General features: G+C 72.9%; 21 protein-coding genes and 1 pseudogene. 13 read left to right on the top strand and 9 right to left on the bottom strand.

The window, feature by feature from the left end; genetic code table 11:
- The first annotated feature begins 113 nt into the window (after positions 1-113).
- Entirely contained in the window at positions 114-2,243 is a 2,130-nt protein-coding gene (locus tag QMF80_RS09240; protein WP_283451419.1) for a primosomal protein N', read from the top strand.
- Positions 2,244-2,509: 266 nt separating this feature from the next.
- Here QMF80_RS09240 and QMF80_RS09235 read toward each other — a convergent pair whose 3' ends face one another.
- Positions 2,510-3,055 (bottom strand): hypothetical protein, encoded by a 546-nt coding sequence (locus QMF80_RS09235; RefSeq protein WP_283451417.1) that lies wholly within the window; start codon positions 3,053-3,055, stop codon positions 2,510-2,512.
- 273 nt (positions 3,056-3,328) lie between these two features.
- Here QMF80_RS09235 and fmt point away from each other — a divergent pair, with 273 nt between their 5' ends.
- Together fmt and QMF80_RS09225 are read left to right on the top strand one after the other, a co-directional pair.
- Complete coding sequence (gene fmt, locus QMF80_RS09230; RefSeq protein WP_283451416.1) at positions 3,329-4,273, top strand: methionyl-tRNA formyltransferase; 945 nt, start codon at positions 3,329-3,331, stop codon at positions 4,271-4,273.
- Between the two features lie 77 nt (positions 4,274-4,350).
- On the top strand, positions 4,351-5,808 hold the full coding sequence (locus QMF80_RS09225) for an RsmB/NOP family class I SAM-dependent RNA methyltransferase (protein ID WP_283451414.1): 1,458 nt from the start codon (positions 4,351-4,353) through the stop codon (positions 5,806-5,808).
- Positions 5,809-5,893: 85 nt separating this feature from the next.
- Here QMF80_RS09225 and QMF80_RS09220 read toward each other — a convergent pair whose 3' ends face one another.
- Positions 5,894-6,514, bottom strand: a complete 621-nt coding sequence (locus tag QMF80_RS09220; RefSeq protein ID WP_283451411.1) for a PadR family transcriptional regulator — start codon at positions 6,512-6,514, stop codon at positions 5,894-5,896.
- 99 nt (positions 6,515-6,613) lie between these two features.
- Between QMF80_RS09220 and QMF80_RS09215 the strand changes: the two genes are divergently transcribed.
- Both QMF80_RS09215 and QMF80_RS09210 read left to right on the top strand, forming a co-directional pair.
- Positions 6,614-7,096, top strand: a complete 483-nt coding sequence (locus QMF80_RS09215; RefSeq protein ID WP_283451410.1) for a hypothetical protein — start codon at positions 6,614-6,616, stop codon at positions 7,094-7,096.
- Positions 7,093-8,301, top strand: a complete 1,209-nt coding sequence (locus tag QMF80_RS09210) for an FAD-dependent oxidoreductase (RefSeq protein WP_283451408.1) — start codon at positions 7,093-7,095, stop codon at positions 8,299-8,301. Before QMF80_RS09215 ends, QMF80_RS09210 begins: the two co-directional genes overlap by 4 nt.
- Positions 8,302-8,344: 43 nt before the next feature.
- On the opposite strand, the pseudogene QMF80_RS09205 reads toward QMF80_RS09210, so the two are convergent.
- Together QMF80_RS09205 and QMF80_RS09200 are read right to left on the bottom strand one after the other, a co-directional pair.
- Positions 8,345-9,320 (bottom strand): annotated as a pseudogene (locus QMF80_RS09205) (alpha/beta hydrolase).
- Positions 9,321-9,644: 324 nt separating this feature from the next.
- Entirely contained in the window at positions 9,645-10,439 is a 795-nt protein-coding gene (locus QMF80_RS09200) for an alpha/beta fold hydrolase (protein WP_283451406.1), read from the bottom strand.
- 316 nt (positions 10,440-10,755) lie between these two features.
- Here QMF80_RS09200 and rpe point away from each other — a divergent pair, with 316 nt between their 5' ends.
- The 4 genes from rpe (at position 10,756) to QMF80_RS09180 (ending at position 13,560) form a co-directional block, all read left to right on the top strand.
- Positions 10,756-11,442: a ribulose-phosphate 3-epimerase gene (gene rpe, locus QMF80_RS09195; RefSeq protein ID WP_283451404.1), complete on the top strand. Its 687-nt coding sequence runs from the start codon at positions 10,756-10,758 to the stop codon at positions 11,440-11,442.
- A gap of 124 nt (positions 11,443-11,566) precedes the next feature.
- Positions 11,567-12,589, top strand: coding sequence for a sugar-binding transcriptional regulator (locus QMF80_RS09190; RefSeq protein WP_502962808.1), 1,023 nt, complete (start codon positions 11,567-11,569; stop codon positions 12,587-12,589).
- A 90-nt stretch (positions 12,590-12,679) separates the two neighbouring features.
- The gene (locus tag QMF80_RS09185; protein ID WP_283451400.1) at positions 12,680-13,165 is read left to right on the top strand and encodes a guanyl-specific ribonuclease; all 486 of its coding nucleotides are present in this window, start codon (positions 12,680-12,682) and stop codon (positions 13,163-13,165) included.
- The gene (locus tag QMF80_RS09180) at positions 13,162-13,560 is read left to right on the top strand and encodes a barstar family protein (protein WP_283451398.1); all 399 of its coding nucleotides are present in this window, start codon (positions 13,162-13,164) and stop codon (positions 13,558-13,560) included. The genes QMF80_RS09185 and QMF80_RS09180 overlap by 4 nt, the downstream gene beginning before the upstream one ends.
- Before the next feature lie 78 nt (positions 13,561-13,638).
- Here QMF80_RS09180 and QMF80_RS38030 read toward each other — a convergent pair whose 3' ends face one another.
- The 5 genes from QMF80_RS38030 to QMF80_RS09160 all read right to left on the bottom strand — a co-directional run bounded on the left by QMF80_RS38030 (position 13,639) and on the right by QMF80_RS09160 (position 17,214).
- Positions 13,639-14,115 carry a group II truncated hemoglobin gene (locus tag QMF80_RS38030; RefSeq protein WP_349372196.1) on the bottom strand — a complete coding sequence of 159 codons (477 nt, stop codon included), beginning with the start codon at positions 14,113-14,115 and terminating at the stop codon, positions 13,639-13,641.
- A gap of 5 nt (positions 14,116-14,120) precedes the next feature.
- Positions 14,121-14,441, bottom strand: a complete 321-nt coding sequence (locus QMF80_RS38025; protein WP_349372195.1) for a putative quinol monooxygenase — start codon at positions 14,439-14,441, stop codon at positions 14,121-14,123.
- 77 nt (positions 14,442-14,518) lie between these two features.
- The gene (gene abmR / locus QMF80_RS09170; RefSeq protein ID WP_283451396.1) at positions 14,519-15,043 is read right to left on the bottom strand and encodes an ATP-binding transcription factor AbmR; all 525 of its coding nucleotides are present in this window, start codon (positions 15,041-15,043) and stop codon (positions 14,519-14,521) included.
- Positions 15,044-15,151: 108 nt separating this feature from the next.
- The gene (locus QMF80_RS09165; RefSeq protein ID WP_283451587.1) at positions 15,152-16,816 is read right to left on the bottom strand and encodes an FAD-dependent oxidoreductase; all 1,665 of its coding nucleotides are present in this window, start codon (positions 16,814-16,816) and stop codon (positions 15,152-15,154) included.
- 131 nt (positions 16,817-16,947) lie between these two features.
- Positions 16,948-17,214: a UBP-type zinc finger domain-containing protein gene (locus QMF80_RS09160; protein WP_283451394.1), complete on the bottom strand. Its 267-nt coding sequence runs from the start codon at positions 17,212-17,214 to the stop codon at positions 16,948-16,950.
- 262 nt (positions 17,215-17,476) lie between these two features.
- Here QMF80_RS09160 and QMF80_RS09155 point away from each other — a divergent pair, with 262 nt between their 5' ends.
- The 4 genes from QMF80_RS09155 (at position 17,477) to QMF80_RS09140 (ending at position 20,960) form a co-directional block, all read left to right on the top strand.
- Positions 17,477-18,301 (top strand): type 1 glutamine amidotransferase domain-containing protein, encoded by an 825-nt coding sequence (locus tag QMF80_RS09155; protein ID WP_283451393.1) that lies wholly within the window; start codon positions 17,477-17,479, stop codon positions 18,299-18,301.
- Between the two features lie 9 nt (positions 18,302-18,310).
- Positions 18,311-19,981, top strand: coding sequence for a thiamine pyrophosphate-binding protein (locus QMF80_RS09150; protein ID WP_283451390.1), 1,671 nt, complete (start codon positions 18,311-18,313; stop codon positions 19,979-19,981).
- Positions 19,982-20,051: 70 nt separating this feature from the next.
- Positions 20,052-20,483, top strand: a complete 432-nt coding sequence (locus tag QMF80_RS09145; RefSeq protein ID WP_283451389.1) for a nuclear transport factor 2 family protein — start codon at positions 20,052-20,054, stop codon at positions 20,481-20,483.
- 21 nt (positions 20,484-20,504) lie between these two features.
- Positions 20,505-20,960, top strand: a complete 456-nt coding sequence (locus QMF80_RS09140; RefSeq protein ID WP_283451387.1) for a nuclear transport factor 2 family protein — start codon at positions 20,505-20,507, stop codon at positions 20,958-20,960.
- Positions 20,961-20,963: the final 3 nt, after the last annotated feature.

The following is a 20,963-nucleotide window of genomic DNA, read 5'->3' as shown; positions in this document are numbered from 1 at the left end:
TGCCCCGCGAACGGCCCCGGACCCCACGGTCCGGGGCCGTTCGCCGTTGCCTGCCCGCTGCCCGCTGCCCGCCGCCGCCGTCCCGGGCGGGGATTTCCGGTGTTGTCGGTGCCATGGGCGAGAATTCCGGTGTGAGCAGCCAGAACGAACCCGAGACCGGCGGAGCGCCGGAACAGCTCGCGCTGATGAGGGAGATGGTCGCCGAGGCGAAGGCCAAGGCCCCCAAGGCCAAGCCGCGCACCTGGCGCGGCGCCTCCCTGGCCGACGAGCTGCCCGTTGCCCGGATCCTGGTCAACAAGGGCGTGCTCCACCTCGACCAGCTCTGGGACTACGCCGTCCCGGAGGACCTCGCGGAGGCCGCGCAGCCCGGGGTCCGCGTCCGGGTCCGCTTCGGCGCGGGCTCCCACCAGGTGCACGGGGGCCGCCGCGAGGGCGGCGGCCTCATCGACGGCTTCATCGTCGAGCGGCGCGCCGACACCGACTACAACGGCCCGCTCGCGGCCCTGGCCCAGGTCGTCTCGCCCGAGGCCGTACTCGGCCCGCGGATGCTGGCCCTGGCGCGGGCCGTCGCCGACCGGTACGCGGGCAGCCTGGCCGACGTACTCCAGCTCGCCCTGCCCCCGCGCAACGCCCGCGCCGAGGCCAAGCCCTCGCCCGAACCGCTGCCGGTGCCGGGCGTGCCCGAACCCGGCGGCTGGCAGCGCTATCCCGCCGGGCCCGCCTTCCTGCGGTCCCTCGCGGGCGGCGCCGCCCCGCGCGCCGTGTGGACCGCGCTGCCCGGACCCGGCTGGGCCGACGAACTGGCCCGCGCCATGGCCGCCACCCTCGCCTCCGGGCGCGGCGCCCTGGCCGTCCTGCCCGACGGGCGCACCGCGGCCCGGGTGGACGCGGCCCTGACCGCCCTGCTGGGCGAGGGCCACCACGCGCTGCTGACCGCGGAATCCGGCCCCGAGAAGCGCTACCGGCAGTGGCTCGCCGTGCACCGCGGCTCGGTACGGGCCGTGATCGGGACCCGGGCGGCGATGTTCGCCCCGGTACGGGACCTGGGCCTCGTGGCGGTCTGGGACGACGGCGACTCCAGCCACAGCGACGACCACGCCCCCTTCCCGCACGTACGGGAAGTGCTCGAACTGCGCGCGGTCACCGACGGCTGCGGCTTCCTCGTCGGCTCCACCAGCTGCACCGTGGAGGCCGCCCAGCTGGTGGAGTCGGGCTGGGCCCGGCCACTGGCCGCCGAACGGGAACGCGTACGGGAATGCGCCCCCCGGATCCGGACCGTGGGCGACGAACTGCTCGCCCGGGACGGGGCCGCGCGGGCCGCGCGGCTGCCGACCCTGGCCTGGGAGACCGTGCGGGAAGGGCTCAAAACGGGCCCGGTCCTCGTCCAGGTGCCCCGGCGCGGGTACGTGCCGCGGCTCGCGTGCGAACGGTGCCGGACCCCGGCCCGCTGCCGCGCGTGCGCGGGGCCGCTGGAGGCCGCCGACGAGCGGGAGCTGCACTGCGGGTGGTGCGGGCGCGAGGAGGCCTCGTGGCACTGCGAGGAGTGCGGATCCGTCCGGCTGCGGGCCCAGGTGGTCGGCGCCCGGCGGACCGCCGAGGAGCTGGGGCGGGCGTTCCCGGCGGTCCCGGTGCGGACCTCGGGGCGCGACCACGTACTGGACTCGGTGCCCGACCGGCCCGCGCTGATCGTGTGCACGCCGGGCGCGGAACCGGTGGCCGAGGGAGCCGGGTACGCGGCCGGGCTGCTGCTCGACGGCTGGGCCATGCTGTCGCGGCCCGACCTGCGGGCCGGGGAGGAGGCGCTGCGGCGCTGGATCGCGGCGGCCTCGCTGGTCCGGGGCGAGGGGCAGGTGGTCGTGGTCGCCGAGCCGACGCTGCGGCCGGTGCAGGCGCTGGTGCGGTGGGATCCCGTGGGGCACGCGCAGCGGGAGCTCGCGGAGCGGGCGCAGCTGGGCTTCCCGCCGGTCTCGCGGATGGCCGCGGTGGCGGGGCGGCGGGAGGCGCTGGACGCGTTCCTGGCGGGGGCCGGGCTGCCGGGGGACGCGGAGATCCTGGGGCCGGTGCCGTTGGTGGGGCGGCGGGGGGAACCGTCGCCGGGGGACCGGGCCCTGGTCCGTGTGCCGCCGGGCAGCGGGGCGGCCCTGGCCGCGGCGCTCAAAGCGGCCCAGGCCGCGCGCACGGCCCGGGGCGTCGCGGTCGCGGACACGATCCGCGTCCGCATCGACCCGCTGGACATCGGCTGACGGTGCCGTGTCCGCTCGCGCGGCCGTTCCGGCCTGCCCGGCGTTCGGGCCCGCCGGAGGCGGCGTGCCGCCTGCGGCTCGGTGGGCCCTCCGGGGGCGCCTCAATCGCCGGCGGGGCTGGATGTGGGCGGCCTTGGGCCCGCCGGGGGTGGCGCGGGGGCTTCTCAGCCCGCCCGGCGATGGAGGGCCGCAGGCGGGGCTGGGGCGCCGGAGGTGGTGGGGGGCTCTGTCAGCCCGCCCGGCGATTGAGGGCTGCGCGGGGTGGGTCAGCCGTTGCGGGGACCCGGGAAGGCCGGGGGGCGGAGGGACGCGGCGGCGGCGGCGGGCTCCTCGCGCTGCGGCTGCGGAGGGACCGAGCGGGCCGCCGGAATGGTCGGCATGGTCGGCATGGGGGACATCGGCGGCATCCCGAGGGTCCGCGTGGCCGAGCCCTCGGCCAACGGCTCCGCCGCCTCGGCGGCCTGCGCCCGCCGGGCCCCGTACCGCCGGTGCACGGCTTGCTTGGTGACCCCGAGCGCGGAGCCGACCGCGTCCCACGAGAATCCGAGTGAGCGGTCGAAGTCCACCGCGGCGGTGACCAGCGTCTCGACGCTGTCCCGCAGTTCCTGTGCGAGGCGGACGGTGGGCGCGGGAGCCCGCCCGTAGACGACGAAGCCCGTGGAGGGGCCGGAGCGGCGCGGCCGGTACACATTGCCCAGCTGGGCGGTGAGCGTACGCAGCGCGTCCACCTGCCGGCGGACCCGCTCGATGTCCCGCACCAAGAGGTGCAGGCTGGCCCGCGCTTGGGCGTCGTGGGTGGCGTGGTCGGCCATGAAGAAGCCTCTCGAACCGGTGCTGAGGAGCGGATCGGGCCGCATACACCGTTCACACGCGGCCCGCTTCGGGTCAATCTCTCTTGACCAACGCGTCATGTGGCGCGTTGGTCACGCTGTGGGGGCGTGTCGGCATATGCGAGGGGCGCGCGCGTGTGCGTACGCCCCCCGTGTGGGTGGCGCCCCGGTGCCGGGCGACCACCGGTGGGGGGTTTCCCGGGCGCCCCATAGACTGGTGCGCTGCTGACAGCCGAGATAGCGAGGTAGACACCGGTGAAGCTCGTCTTCGCAGGCACCCCCGAGGTCGCCGTACCCGCCCTGGACGCCCTGATCGCCTCCGGGCGCCATGAGGTGGCCGCCGTCATCACCCGCCCCGACGCGCCCGCGGGCCGCGGCAGGCGGCTGGTCGCGAGCCCGGTGGCCGAGCGCGCGGAGGAGGCCGGGATCGAGGTCCTCAAGCCGGTCCGCCCGCGCGACGAGGAGTTCCAGGCCCGGCTCCGGGAGATCGGCCCGGACTGCTGCCCGGTCGTCGCCTACGGCGCCCTGATCCCCAAGAGCGCCATCGAGATCCCCCGCAACGGCTGGGTCAACCTGCACTTCTCGCTGCTGCCCGCCTGGCGCGGAGCCGCGCCGGTACAGCACGCGGTCATGGCCGGGGACGAGGTCACCGGCGCGTCCACCTTCCAGATCGTGGAGGGGCTGGACGCGGGCCCCGTCTTCGGCATCCTCACCGAGGACGTCCGCCCCACCGACACCAGCGGTGACCTGCTGACCCGCCTCGCCTTCGCCGGAGCGGGCCTGCTGGCCGCCACCATGGACGGCATCGAGGACGGCACCCTGCGCGCCGTCGAGCAGTCGCCCGAGGGCGTCTCCCTCGCGCCCAAGATCTCCGTCGAGGACGCGCGGGTCGACTGGAGCGCCCCGGCGCTGCGCGCCGACCGGGTCGTACGCGGCTGCACGCCCGCGCCGGGCGCGTGGACGGTGTTCCGCGGAGAACGGCTCAAGCTCATCTCGATGGCCCTGGTCACCGACCGGACGGACCTCACGCCCGGGGAACTGGCCGTCGGCAAGAACAACGTCCACGTCGGGACCGGCTCGCACGCCGTCGAACTGCTCTGGGTGCAGCCGCAGGGCAAGAAGCCCATGAAGGCGGCGGACTGGGCGCGCGGGGTGCGGATCGCTCCAGGCGAGCGGCTGGGCGGGGCCGACGTAGGCTGATCCGTACAGCCGGTACCGCACCTCGCCGCACCTCACCTCACCTCCATTTCTTCTCGTACTTCCGGAGCACCTTTCACGTGAGCGAACAGCCCCGCCGTCCCGCAGCCGCGGGCGGCAAGCAGGCCAAGCCCTACCGCCGGCCCAAGAAGGACCCCGTCCGGATGCTCGCCTTCGAGGCGCTGCGGGCGGTGGACGAGCGCGCCGCGTACGCGAACCTGGTGCTGCCCCCGCTGCTCCGCAAGGCCCGCAAGGACGAGAGCTTCGACGCCCGGGACGCGGCGCTGGCCACCGAGCTGGTCTACGGCACGCTGCGCCGCCAGGGCACCTACGACGCCGTCATCGGCGCGTGCATCGACCGGCCGCTGCGCGAGGTGGACCCGCCGGTCCTGGACGTGCTCGCGCTCGGCGCGCACCAGCTGCTCGGCACCCGGATCCCCTCGCACGCCGCCGTCTCGGCGAGCGTGGAGCTGGCCCGGGTCGTGCTCGGTGACGGACGCGCCAAGTTCGTGAACGCCGTCCTGCGCAAGATCGCCGCGAAGGACATGGAGGCGTGGCTGGAGCAGGTCGCCCCGCCGTACGACGTGGACGCCGAGGACCACCTCGCGATCGTCCACTCGCACCCGCGCTGGGTCGTCTCCGCGCTGTGGGACTCGCTCGGCGGCGGGCGCGCGGGCATCGAGGACCTCCTCGAAGCCGACAACGAGCGCCCCGAGGTCACCCTCGTCGCCCGTCCCGGCCGGTCCACGGCCGAGGAGCTGCTCGCAGCGGTCGGCGAGGACTCGGCGCTGCCGGGCCGCTGGTCGCCGTACGCCGTCCGGATGGCCGAGGGCGGCGAGCCGGGCGCGCTGGAAGCGGTCCGCGAGGGCCGCGCGGGCGTCCAGGACGAGGGCAGCCAGCTGGTCGCGCTGGCGCTGGCGAACGTACCCGTCGAAGGCCGGGATGCCCGCTGGCTCGACGGCTGCGCCGGACCGGGCGGCAAGGCGGCGCTGCTCGCCGCGCTCGCGGCGCAGCGCGGTGCCTTCCTGCTGGCCTCCGAGAAGCAGCCGCACCGGGCCCGCCTGGTGGAGAAGTCACTGGCCGGGAACCCCGGCCCCTACCAGGTCATCACGGCGGACGGCACCCGCCCGCCGTGGCTGCCGGGTTCCTTCGACCGGGTGCTCATGGACGTGCCGTGCACCGGCCTCGGCGCCCTGCGCCGTCGCCCCGAGGCCCGCTGGCGCCGCCGCCCGGAGGACCTGGAGGGCTTCGCCCCGCTCCAGCGCGGGCTGCTGCGCGAGGCCCTGTCCGCGGTGCGGATCGGTGGCGTGGTGGGTTACGCGACCTGCTCCCCGCACCTGGCGGAGACCCGGGTCGTGGTCGAGGACGTCCTCAAGGGCCGGGGCGCGGGCCACGAGCCGATCGCGGCCGAACTGATCGACGCCAGGCCCTACATGGAGGGCGTACCGGCCCTCGGTGACGGGCCGGACGTCCAGCTGTGGCCGCACCTGCACGGCACGGACGCGATGTACCTGGCCCTGCTGCGGCGCACCGCCTGAGCCTGCGCGCGGTGGAGGTCCGCATTCTCCATCCGCATGCTCCGTACGACATGTGAGCCGGTCCCTGGTCCAGCCAGGGGCCGGCTCACTGCTGTACCGGCCCGGGCCCCGGCGCGAGGGCGTCCAGCTGCTCCTTCGACCACGAGAGCCGGTCCGCTCGCAGGTCTTCGACCACCGCCCGGACCCACTCCAGCTCCGCGGCCGTCACGGCCCGCAGGTACTCGGTCTCGATGCGCGTGATGCGCGGCAGCCCCTGGTCCGCCTCCGCGGCCATGGCCGCTTCCAGCCCGTCGAGCTTCTCCGCGAGGGCGTCGGCCCGGCGCGCCAGTACGTCCGCCACCTCCTGCGCCGTGAGCAGCAGGAGATTCGAGAGGGCGGCCGGGAACTCCGGGAACTCCTGCTTGGGCGCGGAGAGCATCTCCTCCAGCCAGGTACGGGCGGTCTCGCGCCCGGCGCCCGTCACTTCGTAGACGGTCCGCTCGGGGTACTGCTGATCGCGCCCGGTCTCGCGGACCGCGATCAGCCCGTCCCCGTCGAGCCGCTCGATCGTGCGGTAGAGGCTCGCCCGCTGCCTGACGTTGACGACCTGCTCCTTGCCCCAGTCCTTGACGAGCCGCTGAATGCCGTACGGGTGCAGCGGCTTGTAGTGCAGCAGGGCCAGGACGGTCAGGGCGAGGGGGGAGCTACGGGGAGCGGAGGGGGTCATGGACTCGATTTTAGCCCCAGGACAACTAGTTGACGAGAGACTAGTTGCAGTGCGACTATCGAGTCATCAACGCGGAGCCACCCGAGAGGAACCACCGAGATGTCCCTCACCGAGCGCATCCACTCCGACCACGGCCTCGTCAAGCGACTGGGCAACTGGACCGAGGCCGACCACTTCGAGGTCAAGGCGCGCCACGGCGCCGCGGTCCTCGACCTCCGTTCCCCCGACCTCCCCGACGACGTCGAGATCCACCTCGACATGGACCGGGCGATGGTCAAGCTGCTCGTCGACGACGGCACCACCATCGACCACTGGAACCTGAAGTGGTCCGCCCGCGGCAAGATCAAGGACTCCACGTCCCCGTCCACCCGCCTCACGGCGGCGTCCACCCGCGACACGGCGGTCGGCCGCCGTGTCCGTCTGACCGGCTCCGCGACGAACAGCGAGATCCGGATCCACCGCGGCGGCATCGCGATCCTGTCCGCGATGTTCTCCCGCGCGTACGTCGAGGACGTGCGCCGCGCACACCGCGTCGGCGGCGTACCGACGATCGACGACCCCGCACGGGGGCACCAGTCATGACACACACCGGCAAAGCCCGCTCCGCCCTCGTCATCGGCGGCGGCATCGCGGGCCCGGTCGCCGCGATGGCCCTGCGCCGGGCGGGCATCGAGGCCACCGTCCACGAGGCGTACGACTCCACGGCCGATGGTGCCGGAGGCGGCATGACCATCGCGCCGAACGGCCAGAACGCCCTCGACGCGATCGGCGCGGGCGACATCGTCCGCGCGATCGGCACCCCGGTCACCGCCATGGGGCTACGGAGCTGGACGGGCAAGGACCTCGCGCGGTTCGCCCCGCCCTCCCGGCTCCCGTCCCAGCGGTTCGTCTGGCGCGCCGACCTCTACCGCGCGATCCACGACGAGGCGGAGCGCCGCTCCGTCCCCATCCACCACGGCAAGCGGCTGACCGGCACGACGGACACCGGCTCCGGCGTCACCGCGCACTTCGCGGACGGTACGCAGGCGAGCGCCGACATCCTCATCGGCGCCGACGGCATCCGCTCCACGGTCCGCTCCCTGATCGACCCGGCCGCACCAGAGCCGAACTACGCCGGCCTGGTCTGCTTCGGAGCGCGGATGGAAAGGTCGGGGGCGCCCTCCACCAACGGCGTCATGTACATGTGCTTCGGCAAGCGCGCGTTCTTCGGCTACCAGGTCTTCGAGGACTCCTCGGCGGTGTGGTTCGTGAACCTGCCCCACCGCCTCCCGATGACGGTCGCCGAGGCCAAGGCGATCGGCGCGGAGGCGTGGATGCGCACCCTGCTGACCGCCTTCGCCGACGACCGCACTCCTGCCCTCGAAATGATCAGCCGTACCGACGTCGGCCAGCTCCTCATCACCGGCCCGATGGAGAACATGCCGGGGGTCGCGACCTGGACCCGCGGTCGCACGATGCTGATCGGCGACGCGGCCCACGCCGCCTCGTCCAGCTCCGGGCAGGGCGCCTCGATCGCCGTCGAAGGCGCCGTCGAACTGGCGCGCTGCCTGCGGGACCTGCCCTACGAGCAGGCTTTCGCGGCGTACGAACACCTGCGCCGCCCCCGCGTCGAACGCATCATCAAGCTCGGCGCGCGCACGAACAGCAACAAGACCGCCGGACCGGTCGGCCGCGCACTGCGCGACCTCGTGATGCCGGCGGCCATGAAGCTGATCAACCCGGAGAAGACGGCCTGGCAGTTCGACCACCACATCGACTGGGACGCGAGGGTGGTTCCGCTCACCTGAACTCCAGCTCGTCCTCGGCGGGAACCGGCGGTCGTTCTCGCTGTCAGCTCGACGGGGTGAGGATGCGGCGCAGCCAGCGGGAGCGGGCGTCGTGGGCGGCCCGGCTGAGGGCCGCTCGCGGGGCGACGGTGTCGAAGCCGTGGAAGGCCCCCGGCCACACGTGGAGTTCGGCGTCGCCCCCGGCCCGCCAGATCGCGTCGGCGTAGGCGACGGCCTCGTCCCGGAAGGTCTCGGCGGAGCCGGCCTCGACGTAGGCCGGGGGCAGGCCGGACAGATCCGTGGCGCGGGTGGGGGCCGCGTAGGGCGGGAGGTCGGCGGCGCCGTACCGGTCGCCGAGCAGCGCCTGCCACGCGGTCGCGTTGGAGGTCCGGTCCCAGGTGTCGTGCCCCGCCATCTGGTGGGCTGGAGAAGGTGTCGCCGCGGTCGTCGAGCATCGGGCTCAGGAGCAGCTGCCCGATCGGGACCGGTCCGCCGCGGTCACGGATCAACAGCGCGAGCGCCGCCGCGAGTCCGCCGCCCGCGCTCTTCCCGCCGAGGACGACGCGGTCCGCGTCGATGCCCAGGGCGGCCGCGTGCCCGGCCGCCCACAGGAGCCCGGCACGGCAGTCCTCGACGGGTCCGGGGTACCGCGCCCCGGGGGCCAGGCGGTACTCGACCGAGATGGCGGCGAGGCCCAGGGGGAGGGCCCACTCTCGCAGCAGCCGCGGCAGTACCGACCACGCGTTGCCCATGACCATGCCGCCGCCGTGCATGTAGTACAGGAGCGGCAGGGGGCCGGTGACACCGGCGGGGCGGGCGTGGACGAGGGCGACGTGGGGGCTGGTGGGTACCCGTAGCTGCTCGACCTCGAATCGGCCATCGGCGCGGAGGTCCTGGAGCGTGGGCCTCGGGCGGGACGCGCTGTCCTGCTCCTGCCGGGCGGCAAGGTTCTCCGGGATGAGCGGCTCTGCCGGCTTGCCGCCCAAAGCCGCCAGCGCCGCGCTCAGTTCGGGGTCCGTGTGCGCACGCTCGGGGGGCATGCGGCGTAGTCAATCACTGCGGGCGAGTGCGCGGGTGGGAAAGCGGGAGGGTGGGGCGGGCCTTCGCGGGGGCGGGGTCGGGTCGCGGCTGCGCCGCGGGGCTCTGACGTCGCGCGTCCGGGGCCGGGGCCGGGTGGGTGCCCGGGGCGGGACCGGGGCCCGGGAGACGGCGAAGGACCACAGACCTCAGACCAGACCACAGACCACAGACCACAGACACGCGGACAGGTCGCTACACGGCCGCGGACCGGTTGTGGCCCGGCAGGGACCGCCCCGACCGCCGCGCACTGCGACGGTTGGGGCGGGTTGTGGTGCCGGGTGTCCTCAGTGGGTGGGGGAGGCGAGGAAGGGGAGGACGGTCGGGATCAGGGCGGGGGAGTCGAGGATGTCGTAGTGGGAGGCGCCCGCCAGGACGGCGAGGCGGGAGGTGGGGCGCTGGGAATTGTCCCAGCCCGCGTCCTTCAGGCCGCCGCCGAGGAGGGCGTAGAACTCGGCGACGTGCGCGGGGCGGATGGAGTCGGCGTCGCCGTAGACCAGGAGGACCGGCATGGCGAGGGCGGCGGCCTCCTCGGTCCAGTCGAAGTCCGTCTGGAGCAGCTCGGCGGTCTTGCCCACGAGGACGGTCCAGTTCGCGGGGACCGGAGCGACCTCGGCGTAGTGGGTGTAGGGCGGGGACCCCTTCATCATCTCGGCGGCCGCCGCGCTCATCTGGTCCATCCCCGCCACGACCTCGGGGAACCAGCCGTCCCGCTTGAACGGGACCGAGATCAGGACCAGCCGGCGGACGGCGTCCGGGTGCTGGAAGGCGATCCGCAGGGCGACTTCGGCGCCCAGCGAGTACCCCAGCACGTCCGCCCGGTCCAGACCGAGGTGCTTGAGCAGTGCGGCGACATCGTCCGCGAGCAGCTCGGGGCGCAGCGGGCGGTCCGTGTCGTGCGACCGGCCGTGCCCCTGCAGGTCCACCAGGACGACCCTGCGGTCTTTCGTCAGGGACGGGAGGAGGGACGTGAACATGTCCCCGGACCCCAGTCCGCCGTGGAGCAGCACCAGCGCCTCACCGGCACCGGACCCGTGCTCCTCGAAGTACAGCGACTGCCCGTTGACCTCTGCGTAGCTCATTGCTTCATCCTTCCCGATGGTCACTGCTCATACAGACCGGACAGCGAGCAAAAACTCATCGGTCGCGCCGAGACTCATCTCCCCACGACCGCCCACCTGTCGCAGCCCCCTCACCCCAACCGGTCCGCAGCGGCCGAGACGGCCGTGAGGGACAGTCGAACTGGCGGGCAGCCCACGGGAACCGCCCCGACCCCGCCCCGCGAAGTCACAGCTCCCCCCACCCCCGCCGAGCCGGAGCCCACCCCGGCCCCGCCCCCGCCCGCGACCTTTCGGGGTCCGGTCGGGAACCGGCCTCGGGCATGGCACGCTTGGGGGCATGGCCGTTCAGATCAATCCCAGCATCCTGTCCGCGGACTTCTCCCGGCTCGCCGAGGAGGCGAGGGCCGTCGAGGGCGCCGACTGGCTGCACGTCGACGTCATGGACAACCACTTCGTCCCGAACCTGACGCTCGGCGTGCCGATCGTGGAGTCGCTCAGCCGCGCCACGGACATTCCGCTGGACCTGCACCTGATGATCGAGGACCCGGACCGCTGGGCGCCGCAGTACGTCGAGGCGGGCGCGGGATCGGTCACTTTCCACGCCGAGGCGGCCGCGGCACCGGTACGGCTGGCCCGGGAGATCCGGGCCAAGGGCGCACGGGCGTCCATGGCGCTCAAGCCCGCGACGCCCATCGAGCAGTACGAGGACATCCTTCCCGAACTGGACATGGTGCTGATCATGACGGTCGAGCCCGGCTTCGGCGGCCAGCCGTTCCTCGACATCATGCTGCCCAAGATCCGCCGCACCCGGGAGCTGATCGCCAAGCACGGTCTGGAGATGTGGCTCCAGGTGGACGGCGGGGTCTCGGCCTCGACCATCGAGCGCTGTGCCGAGGCGGGCGCCGATGTCTTCGTGGCGGGCAGCGCGGTCTACGGAGCGGTCGATCCGGCCGCCGCGGTCCGCACCCTGCGGGAGCAGGCCGACCTGGCGATCTCCGCGGCGCCCTGGGCTTGCGACCACTGAGCCAAGCCTTGGTGAACAGCTCGGTGAACGGTAGCTGTCCGGGCTGATCAACGGCCGTCGGATCTGACAGGATGAACGGCGAGTCGAGAATGTGAACAGCAGTGAGGAGAACGCGGTGTCTGCAATGTCGGCGGGACGGTCAGCCCTGCGGATGGGACCCGCGGAGCTGGTTCAGGCGGCGGCCATGGCCCGCCGCTTCTACTTGGAGGGCAAGTCCAAGATCCAGATCGCCGAGGAGTTCGGCGTGAGCCGCTTCAAGGTGGCCCGGGTCCTGGAGACCGCTCTGGAGCGCGATCTCGTACGCATCGAGATCCGCGTCCCGGCCGAGCTGGACGCGGAGCGCTCCGACGCGCTGCGTTCCCGGTACGGGCTGCGTCACGCGGTGGTCGTGGAGTCCCCGGCCGACGCGACCGAGGACGCACCCGACCCGGAGAACCTGGGCGCGGTCGCCGCCGATCTGCTGGGCGAGCTGGTCAATGAGGGCGACGTACTGGGCCTGGCCTGGGGGCGCTCCACCATTCACATGGCCGCCTCACTGCACCGGCTGCCTCCGTGCACCGTGGTCCAGCTGACCGGGGTGTACGACGCCGGGACGGCGGAGCGGGGGTCCGTGGAGGCCGTACGCCGTGCCGCTCAGGTATCCGGCGGGGACGCGCACCCCATCTACGCGCCGATGCTGCTGCCCGACCCGGCCACGGCGGCCGCGCTGCGCGGCCAGACCGGGATCGCGAGGGCCTTCGAGTACTTCGACAAGGTGACCGTCGCGGCGGTGTCCATCGGGTCGTGGGAGCCGGGCATCTCCACCGTGCACGACATGCTGACGGACGAGGAGCGGGCGCACTACGCCTCGCTCGGTGTCGCCGCCGAGATGTCGGCCCACCTCTTCGACGCCGAGGGCCGCCGGGTCGGCCGGGACCTCGGTGAGCGCTGCATCACGGTCGAGGCCGACCGGCTGCGGCGGATCCCGGAGGTCGTGGCGATCGCGGGCGGCCTGCGCAAGGCCTCGGCGATCGGAGCGGTCCTGCGGTCCGGGCTGGTCACGAGCCTGGTGACGGACACGGCGGTCGCGGACTTCCTGCTGACCGAGTCCGAGCCGGGGCTGCGGCCCGCGCTGGAGCGCGCCGACCCGGACGATCTGGTCGGCTGAGCCGACGGCCGCGGGTCGGAAGCCGGGACCGGGGGTCCGGAGATGGCGCCGCGATTCGCGGGCGAATCGGATATTTGGCACTATCAGCGCATGATCTTCAGGAGCGTGCCCCGACGGCTGCCCCCGGGGTTGCCCCGTCAGCTGCTGCGTCTGCTGGGGGCCCTGTTCCTCTGCGTCGCCCTGGTGGGCGTGGCGGGCTGCGGCGGCAAGCAGGACCCGGCCCCGCCGAGCGGTTCCCCGAGCAGTTCTCCGGGCGGCGCTTCGAGCGCTGCCCCGCCGGCCCCCGGGTGGGCGAAGGGGATGAAGACCGTCCGGGCGGCGGCGCTCCCCGCGCAGGCGTGGGACACCCTCGCGCTCATCGACCAGGGCGGACCGTACCCGTACCGGCAGGACGACGGCGTCTTCGGGAACTTCGAGAAGGTACTGCCGAAGCAGAACCGCGGGTACTACCACGAGTTCACCGTGAAGACCCCGGGCTCGCGGGACCGCGGGGCGCGCCGGATCATCACCGGTCAGGGCCGCGAGTTCTTCTACACGGAAGACCACTACAAGACCTTCAAGGCGGTTCTCCGATGACCCTGGATCCGCAGGCCCTCGCCCCGGCCGTGGCGGCCGCCGAGCAGGCGGGCTGGACCGTCGTACGCCTCGACCTGGACGGCGTACGGAGCAAGGCCGAGCTGATGCGGCGGTGCGGGGAGGCGCTGCGGCTGCCGGAGTGGTTCGGCGGGAACTGGGACGCGCTGGCGGACTGCCTGATCGACCTGTCCTGGCTGGCGTCGGCGCCGGGGCGGCTGCTGGCGGTGACCTCGTGGCGCGGTTACGCGACGGCCCGCCCGGGGGACTGGGAGACGTTCCGGGACGTCCTGGAGCAGGCCGTGGACTTCTGGCGGACCTCCACCGAGGGGGCGCTGACCGTGCTGCTCGCGGAGCCCGAGCCGAAGCCCCGGCCGAAGCCGGGGCCGCGGCGCTGACGTCCGCACCGACGCACCGACGCGCCGACGGGGCCCGCCGGGCCTCCCGGCCTTCGGCCCGTCGGGTCCCGGCCGGGGTCAGTCGGCCTGGGCCCCCTTCGGGACCCACGGCGGGGTCTGGCCCCAGGACCAGACCGGGATCTTCGCCGCGTCCACCGGGGGCGGGTTCGGCCCGGAGTAGATGAGTGCCATCCGGGTCCCCCACTCGATGTAGTAGACGAACACCGCCCGGAACTCGGGGTCGGTGGGCAGGCCGACCTCGTCCGCGGTGTCGAGCAGCAGGTCCACCCAGCGGCGGCGCTGGGTCTCGGTGATCCCGCGGCCCAGGTGTTTGGTGGCCATGTGCTGGTGGCCGCCGTGGTGGGCGCTGTACTCGGCCGGGCCGCCGAAGACCTCGGCCAGCCAGACCGCGACGTGCTGGGGGTGCTCCGCGTCCATGCCCGCGAAGACCGGGGCGAGGATCTCGTCCCGCAGGGCGTGCGAGTAGAAGACGCCGGTGAGGCGGTCCATCGCCTCCGCGCCGCCCATCCACTCGTAGATCGTGGGCGTGCTCATGGCTCTCAGGCGGCCTTTCCCGTACCCACGACGTCGGTGACGGCGTAGTGCTTCATTTCCTCGATGGACCCCACGTACGGGCGGATGGCGGTGAAGAACGCCGGGAAGTGCTCGCCCTTGCGGAAGCCGTTCAGGTGGGCGTCGACCGAGGTCCAGCGGATGCGCAGGATGTAGCGCTCGCCCTCCTCCTCGCTGTGCGCCAGTTCGTAGTCGATGCACTCGGGCGAGGCGGCGAGGGACTCGGCGGCCCGCCGGTAGGAGTCCTCGAAGGCCGGCTGGTCGTCCAATGCGATCCGGTAGCGGATGTATTCGACGGTCGTCGTCATGGTGTGCGTGCCTCTCCCTGGGTTCGGGTGTTCGCGGCTACCCTTCCGCGATCATTGGTTCCCGGCCGGGCTTTCCGCTATTCGGACCCGGACTTCCTGGAGTCGCCGGAGTCGGGCTTCGCCGCCTCCGCCTGGTCGGGGCCCTGTGCCCGGACCTGCTGGACCTTCTCGAGCGAGTCACGCAGGTCGCCGAGCCAGGCGTCGGTGTTCTTCCCGACGAGGCGGACGCACCAGGCGAGGGCGTCGGCGCGGCTGCGGGCCACGCCGCCCGCGACCAGGGTGTCCAGCAGGGTGCGCTCGGACTGGCGCAGCCGGGTCATCACGGGGACGGCGAGGTGGGTGAAGAGGGTCCGCTCACCCTCGCTCTCCACCCCCCAGGCCACCTTGCGCTGATAGAGCTCCTCGGCCTCGCGCGCCACCTCGATGCGCTGCTCGCGGGTGCGCTCGCGGAACTCCCGTACCGATTCGGTGGCGGGGATCCGGCCGATGACGGTGATCTCCTCGCGGTCGACCACGACCTCGGCGAGTTCTTCGTAGACGTCGATGGGCAGGCGGTCGGCGAACCAGGTGCGGAGCTGCTCGCGATGTTCGGCTGTAATCATGTAATCAACGTTGCATCCGCTCACCCCTTGATCGCAAGGGCTGGGATTGCGCTCTCAGCTGTACGGGCTCCGGCCCGGCCCCGTTCCCGCGTCAGGGCGCCGGGCGCGTCAGCCCATCGAGCGGTAGCGGTGGATCAGGGACACCGCCATCGCCCCCTCACCCACTCCCGAAGCCACCCGCTTGACCGAGTGGGCCCGTACGTCACCCGCCGAGAACACCCCGGGCACGCTGGTCTCCAGCGGGTACGGGGCCCGTTCCAGGCTCCACTCGGCGGGCAGTTCGCCCCCGTTGGAGATCAGGTCCGACCCGGTCAGCACGAAGCCGTACTCGTCCCGCTCGACCACCCCGGCCAGCCAGCCGGTGTGCGGGCGGGCGCCGATGAAGGTGAACATGAAGCGGGCCGGTACCTCGGTGTCCTCGCCGGTGTCGGCGTGGTGCAGGGTGATCCGCTCCAAGTGCTCGTCCCCGTCCAGGGAGACCACCGTGGTCCGCACCCGGGTCTCGATGTGGGGGATCCGTTCGATCTCGTCGATCAGATAGCGGGACATGCTGTCGTCGAGCGAGGCGGCCCGGACCAGGATCGTCACCCGGGCCGCGTACTTGGCGAAGTGGATGGCCGCCTGGCCGGCCGAGTTCGCCCCGCCCACGATGAAGACGTGCTGCGAGATGCAGGCCGAACTCTCGGTCGTGGCCGCGCCGTAGTACAGGCCCGCGCCCTCGAACCGGTCCGCGCCCGGGGCCTCCAGCCGGTTGTACGCCACCCCGGTGGCCAGCAGCACGGTCTCCGCGCTGATCTCCGTACCGTCCGCCAGGGTCAGGATCTTCGCGGGGTCGTCGCGGGTCAGGGAGACCACCTCGACCGGGTGCAGGATCTCGGCGCCGAACCGGGTGGCCTGGATGGTGGCCCGTCGGGTCAGGTCCCCGCCGGAGAGGCCCGAGGGGAAGCCGAGGTAGTTCTCGATCAGGCTGGAGGTGCCCGCCTGCCCGCCCGGGGCCCGGGAGTCCAGCATCAGGGTGGTCAGGCCCTCGGAGGCGGAGTACACCCCGGCGGCCAGCCCGGCCGGGCCCGCGCCGACGATCACGCACTCGTAGTGCGGGCGCGAGGCGGTGGTGGCCAGGCCCAGGCGCTGGGCCAGCTCGGTGTCGCTGGGCGCGGAGAGCACCGCGCCGTCCGGGAAGCGGACGAGCGGCAGGTGCGCGCCGGGCTGGGCGGCGAGCAGGGTCAGCGCCTCGGGGTCCCGCTCGACGTTGAGGAAGCGGAACGGCTGGCCGTTGCGGGTGAAGAAGTCCCGGACGGCGTGGGTGCCGGGAGCCACCAGATGGCCCGCGACGATGATCCCGTCGTAGGCCGGGCGGTAGGTGGCGAGCCAGTCCGACAACAGGTCGTCGAGGACCGGGAAGAGCCGCTCGTGGGGCGGGTCCCAGGGCTTGAGCAGGTAGTAGTCCAGCCGGACCCGGTTGATCGCGGTGATCGCCGCGTCCGTCTCGGCGTAGGCGGTGAGCAGCACCCGGCGGGCGTCGGGGAAGCGGCTGACGGCTTCGAGGAGGAACTCGACCCCGGTGACGTCCGGCATCCGCTGGTCCACCAGGAACAGGGCCGGGTCGTGGCCGCGCTCGTCCAGGGAGTCGAGGATCTTGAGGGCGTCGGCGGCCGAGGAAGCGCCGAGGACCCGGTAGCGGTCGCCGTAGGCGCTGCGCAGGTCCCGGCGGACCGCCCGCAGGACCTGGGGATCGTCGTCCACGGCGAGGATGACGGGCTTGCGGTTCTCCACCCGGGCGGCGTTCGCGGCGGTCGCGGCGGCGGTGGAGGTGGGTCCGGCGCAGACGGGTCCGGCGGCGGGTCCGCAGGCGGGCTCGGCGGCGGGACCGGCGGGGGCGGTCGGCGCGCTCTCGGGGGCCGCGCTCACGCCGGGTCCAGCATGAGCTGGTCGGCGTAGCACCAGGCCCAGTACTCCCCGGGCTCGTGCGAAGCCGCGACCGGGTGGCCGCAGGCGCGGTAGTGCCGGGTGGCGTGACGGTTCTTCGAGGAGTCGCAGCACCCCACGTGGCCGCAGCTGAGGCACATCCGCAGGTGGACCCAGCCGTCACCCAGCGCGAGGCATTCCTCGCAGCCCTCGGTGCCGGGCTTCACCGGACGTATCTGATCGATGTGTGAGCACTGGCTTTCCATCGGCCCCGTCCCTCTTCCTCGCGATCAGCCGACTCTGCGTCGGCGTCCAGACCATAGGGCGGGGCCCTGGAAGGGGTTCACGGATTCGGTCGAGGTCAGGAAGTCCGGAGGCTACTTCATGAACTCCGGCCACGACTTCGTGAGGTGCCCGCACGACCTGGGCCGCTACCTCACGTAGTCGCACACGGGCGCTTTGACGCAGGCCCGGGACGGAAGCAGTGTGGGGGTCGCCAACGACAACAGGCGGCGCCTGGAGGAATCTGTGAGCAGAAAGATTCTGGTCATTGTCTCCGAACACGGTTACTGGGCCGAGGAACTGATAGGGCCCGTAGCGAAGTTCGACGAGCGGGGCTACGAAGTCGTATTCGCCACCCCGACCGGAAAGCGCGCGCACGCACTTCCGCCGAGCCTCGACGCGAACTACGTCGACCCGCCGCTGGGCCGCTCGGTCACCACCGAGGAGACCGCCCGGCTGGGCCGCGAGTTCGAGCAGTCGAGCCGGCTGGACTCGCCCCTCGACATCGAGGCATGGGCGCCCGAGCGCCCGTACACGAGCGACGAGGACTATCTGCGGAAGCTGGAGCAGTACCACCGCGACCTGGACACACTCCAGGCCGACATCGACGGCTACGACGCCGTGCTCATCGTGGGCGGCAGCGGTCCGATCGCCGACCTCGCCAACAACGAGCGCGTCCACGCCCTGATCCTCGCCTTCCGGCAGGCGGGCAAGGTCGTGGCCGCCGAGTGCTACGGGGTGGCCTGCCTGGCCTTCGCCCGGGACTGGGGCGACCGCCGCAGCATCATCTGGGGCAAGCACGTCACCGGGCACTGCAAGGAATACGACTACAAGGACGGCACCGGATTCCTCGGTACCGACTTCAACATGGGCCCGCCCCCGTATCCGCTGGAGTACATCCTGCGCGATGCGACCGGCCCGCGCGGCGCGTACCACGGGAATTTCGGCCACCCGCTCTCGGTGATCGTCGACTTTCCGTTCGTGACCGGCCGGTCCACCCCCGATTCCTATCTGACGGGGCAGAAGATCGTGGAAGTCCTGGAGGACGGTCTCACCCGTTACGGGTGGTAGGGGGAATTCATGGAAGCCACTCCCGGACGGGAAAGGCTGATCGAGCAGTTCAAGGCCGACGGCCTCAATGTGATGTTCGGAAATCCCGGGACGGTGGAACAGGGATTCCTCGACGCGGCCGACGCGGCGGAGGACTTCCATTACATTCTCGCCCTCCAGGAAACGGTGGCCGCGGGCATCGCCGACGGCTATGCCCGCGCCACCGGCGGTCCGGCGCTGCTCCAGCTGCACTCCGGCGTGGGTCTGGGCAACGGGATCGGCATGCTGTACCAGTCCCTGCGCGGCCACACCCCGCTCGTCGTGGTCGCCGGTGACGCCGGGGTCCGCTACGACGCGATGGACGCGCAGATGGCCGCCGACCTGGTGGCCATGGCCCGGCCGGTGACCAAGTACGCGACCCGGGTCACCGATCCGCGCTCCCTGCTGCGTACGGTCCGGCGGGCCGTGAAGATCGCCATGACCCCGCCGCGGGGGCCGGTGTTCGTGGCCCTGCCGATGGACGTACTGGACGAACTGAACTCCGAGCCCGTCCTGCCCGCCACCGTGCCCCTGACCGATGTGGCGCCCTCGCCCGCCTCGGTGGGCCGGGCGGCCCAGCTGCTCGCCGCCGCCGAACGGCCCGTCGTCCTCATCGGCGACGGGGTCTCGCTCTCCGGGGCCCAGGCCGAACTCGCCGCGGTGGCGGAGCTGTTGGGCGCCGATGTGTACGAGGTGGACTCCTCGGAGGTCAACATCGCGGCCTCGCACCCCCTGCGGCGCGGCCAGAGCGGCCACATGTTCGGCCCGCACAGCAAGGAGCTGATCGCGGGGGCGGACGGGGTGCTGATCGTCGGTACCTATGTCTTCCCGGAGGTGTTCCCCGAACTGGAGAGCCCCTTCCGGGCGGGCGCCAGGGTCGTCCACATCGACCTCAACGCCTACGAGATCGCCAAGAACCACCCCGTGGACCTCGGCCTCGCCGCCGATCCCAAGCAGGCGCTGCGCGCGCTGGCGGGCGTACTGGAGCACCAGCTGACCCCGCAGCGGCGGGCCGCCGCGGCCGGCCGGCTGGACGCCCGTACCCGGGAACGGGCCCGCGCGGCCCGGGACACCGGGACGGGGTCCGGGAGCGCGGCCGGGGGCGCGGACCGGGACGACACGCCGATGGCCGTCTTCCTGCGGACCCTGGCCGAGCGCACCGGCGGGGACATGATCGTCTTCGACGAGGCGCTGACCACCTCGCCGCTGGTCACCCGGTACCTGCCGCCCGAGCGGCCCGGGGACTACCACCTCACCCGGGGCGGTTCCCTCGGCGTCGGCTTCCCGGGCGCGGTCGGCGCCAAACTCGCCCGGCCGGGGCGGACCGTGGTCGGGTTCGCGGGCGACGGCGGGTCGATGTACACCTACCAGGCGCTGTGGACCGCGGCCCGGCACGGGATCGACGCGAAGTTCGTCGTCTGCAACAACCGCAAGTACCGGCTGCTGGACGACAACATCGCCCAGTACTGGCGGGAGCGGGACATCGCCGGGCACGGCTTCCCGGGCTCCTTCGACCTGTCCCGCCCCGAGATCGACTTCGCCGGGCTGGCCCGGGCGCTGGGCGCGGGCGGCCTCCGGGTGGAGAAGCCGGACGAGGCCGCGGCGGCCGTCGACCGGATGCTCGCGCACCCCGGCCCGTTCCTGGTGGACATCCAGATCTGAGGCACGGCACGTCACACGTCACCAGCAGCACCATCCACAGGCGCAGCACCCGCAGAAGGAGGAGACCGGCATGTCCGTCGAGCGGTTGACCGAGGACGCGGTCCGCGAGTTCACCGACAAGTGGTACGTGGCCCTGGACCAGCACATTCCGCTGGCGCAGGTGCTCGCCCTCATCACCGAGGACCTTGAGTTCAAGGTCCCCGAGGACACCTTCCTCGGCCACCAGGGCTTCGGCCGCTGGTACGCGGCCGTCACCAGCCGCTTCTTCGACGAGGTGCACACCGTCACCAAGGTGGAGCCCGTCATCGAGGGCGACCGGGCGGTGGTCCGCGTCCTCGTCAACTGGCAGGCGAAGATCTGGGACCCGCCGGCCGCCCGCAGCCGGTGGCTCGGCTTCGACGCCGACCAGACCTGGACGGTCGTGGCCGGTCCCGACGGCCCGCGGATCAAGCGGTACACCGTCGACGAACTCGCCCCCATGCCCGGTTCCGCCGCGCTCTGACCACCGGGAAGGAGCACGACGATGACCGAAGTGACACGGGACCGGGTCGAGGCGGCCTACGCCGCCCTCGGCTCCGGAGACCGGGCCCGGATCCTGGAGCACTACTCCGAGGACCTGCGCTGGCTGGTCCCGGGCAACCACCCGCTGGCCGGGTGGTACGAGAGCCTGGACGCCTTCCTGGATCTGATGGGCCAGACCCGCAAACTCACCGGCGGCACCTTCCGCATGGACATCGAGGCCGTGCTCGTCGGTGCGGACTGCAGCGCCGACCTGTGCCGCAACGTCGCCCTGCGGGACGGCGCCGACCCGGACAGCCGGTCCCCGTACGAGCGGATGGACTATCCGGTCTTCCACTTCATGCGCTGGCGGGACGGCCGGATCGTCGAGGGCCGCGACGGCCTCTTCGGCGACTCGGCGAGCGCATTCAGCCAGTTCTGGGCGCCCTTCGCGCCGGACGGAACCCGCAGGGACCGATAGGGG

The sequence above is a fragment of the Streptomyces sp. G-G2 genome (assembly GCF_030063135.1).
Taxonomy (GTDB): domain Bacteria; phylum Actinomycetota; class Actinomycetes; order Streptomycetales; family Streptomycetaceae; genus Streptomyces.
This window is presented reverse-complemented; position numbering and strand designations above follow the sequence as displayed.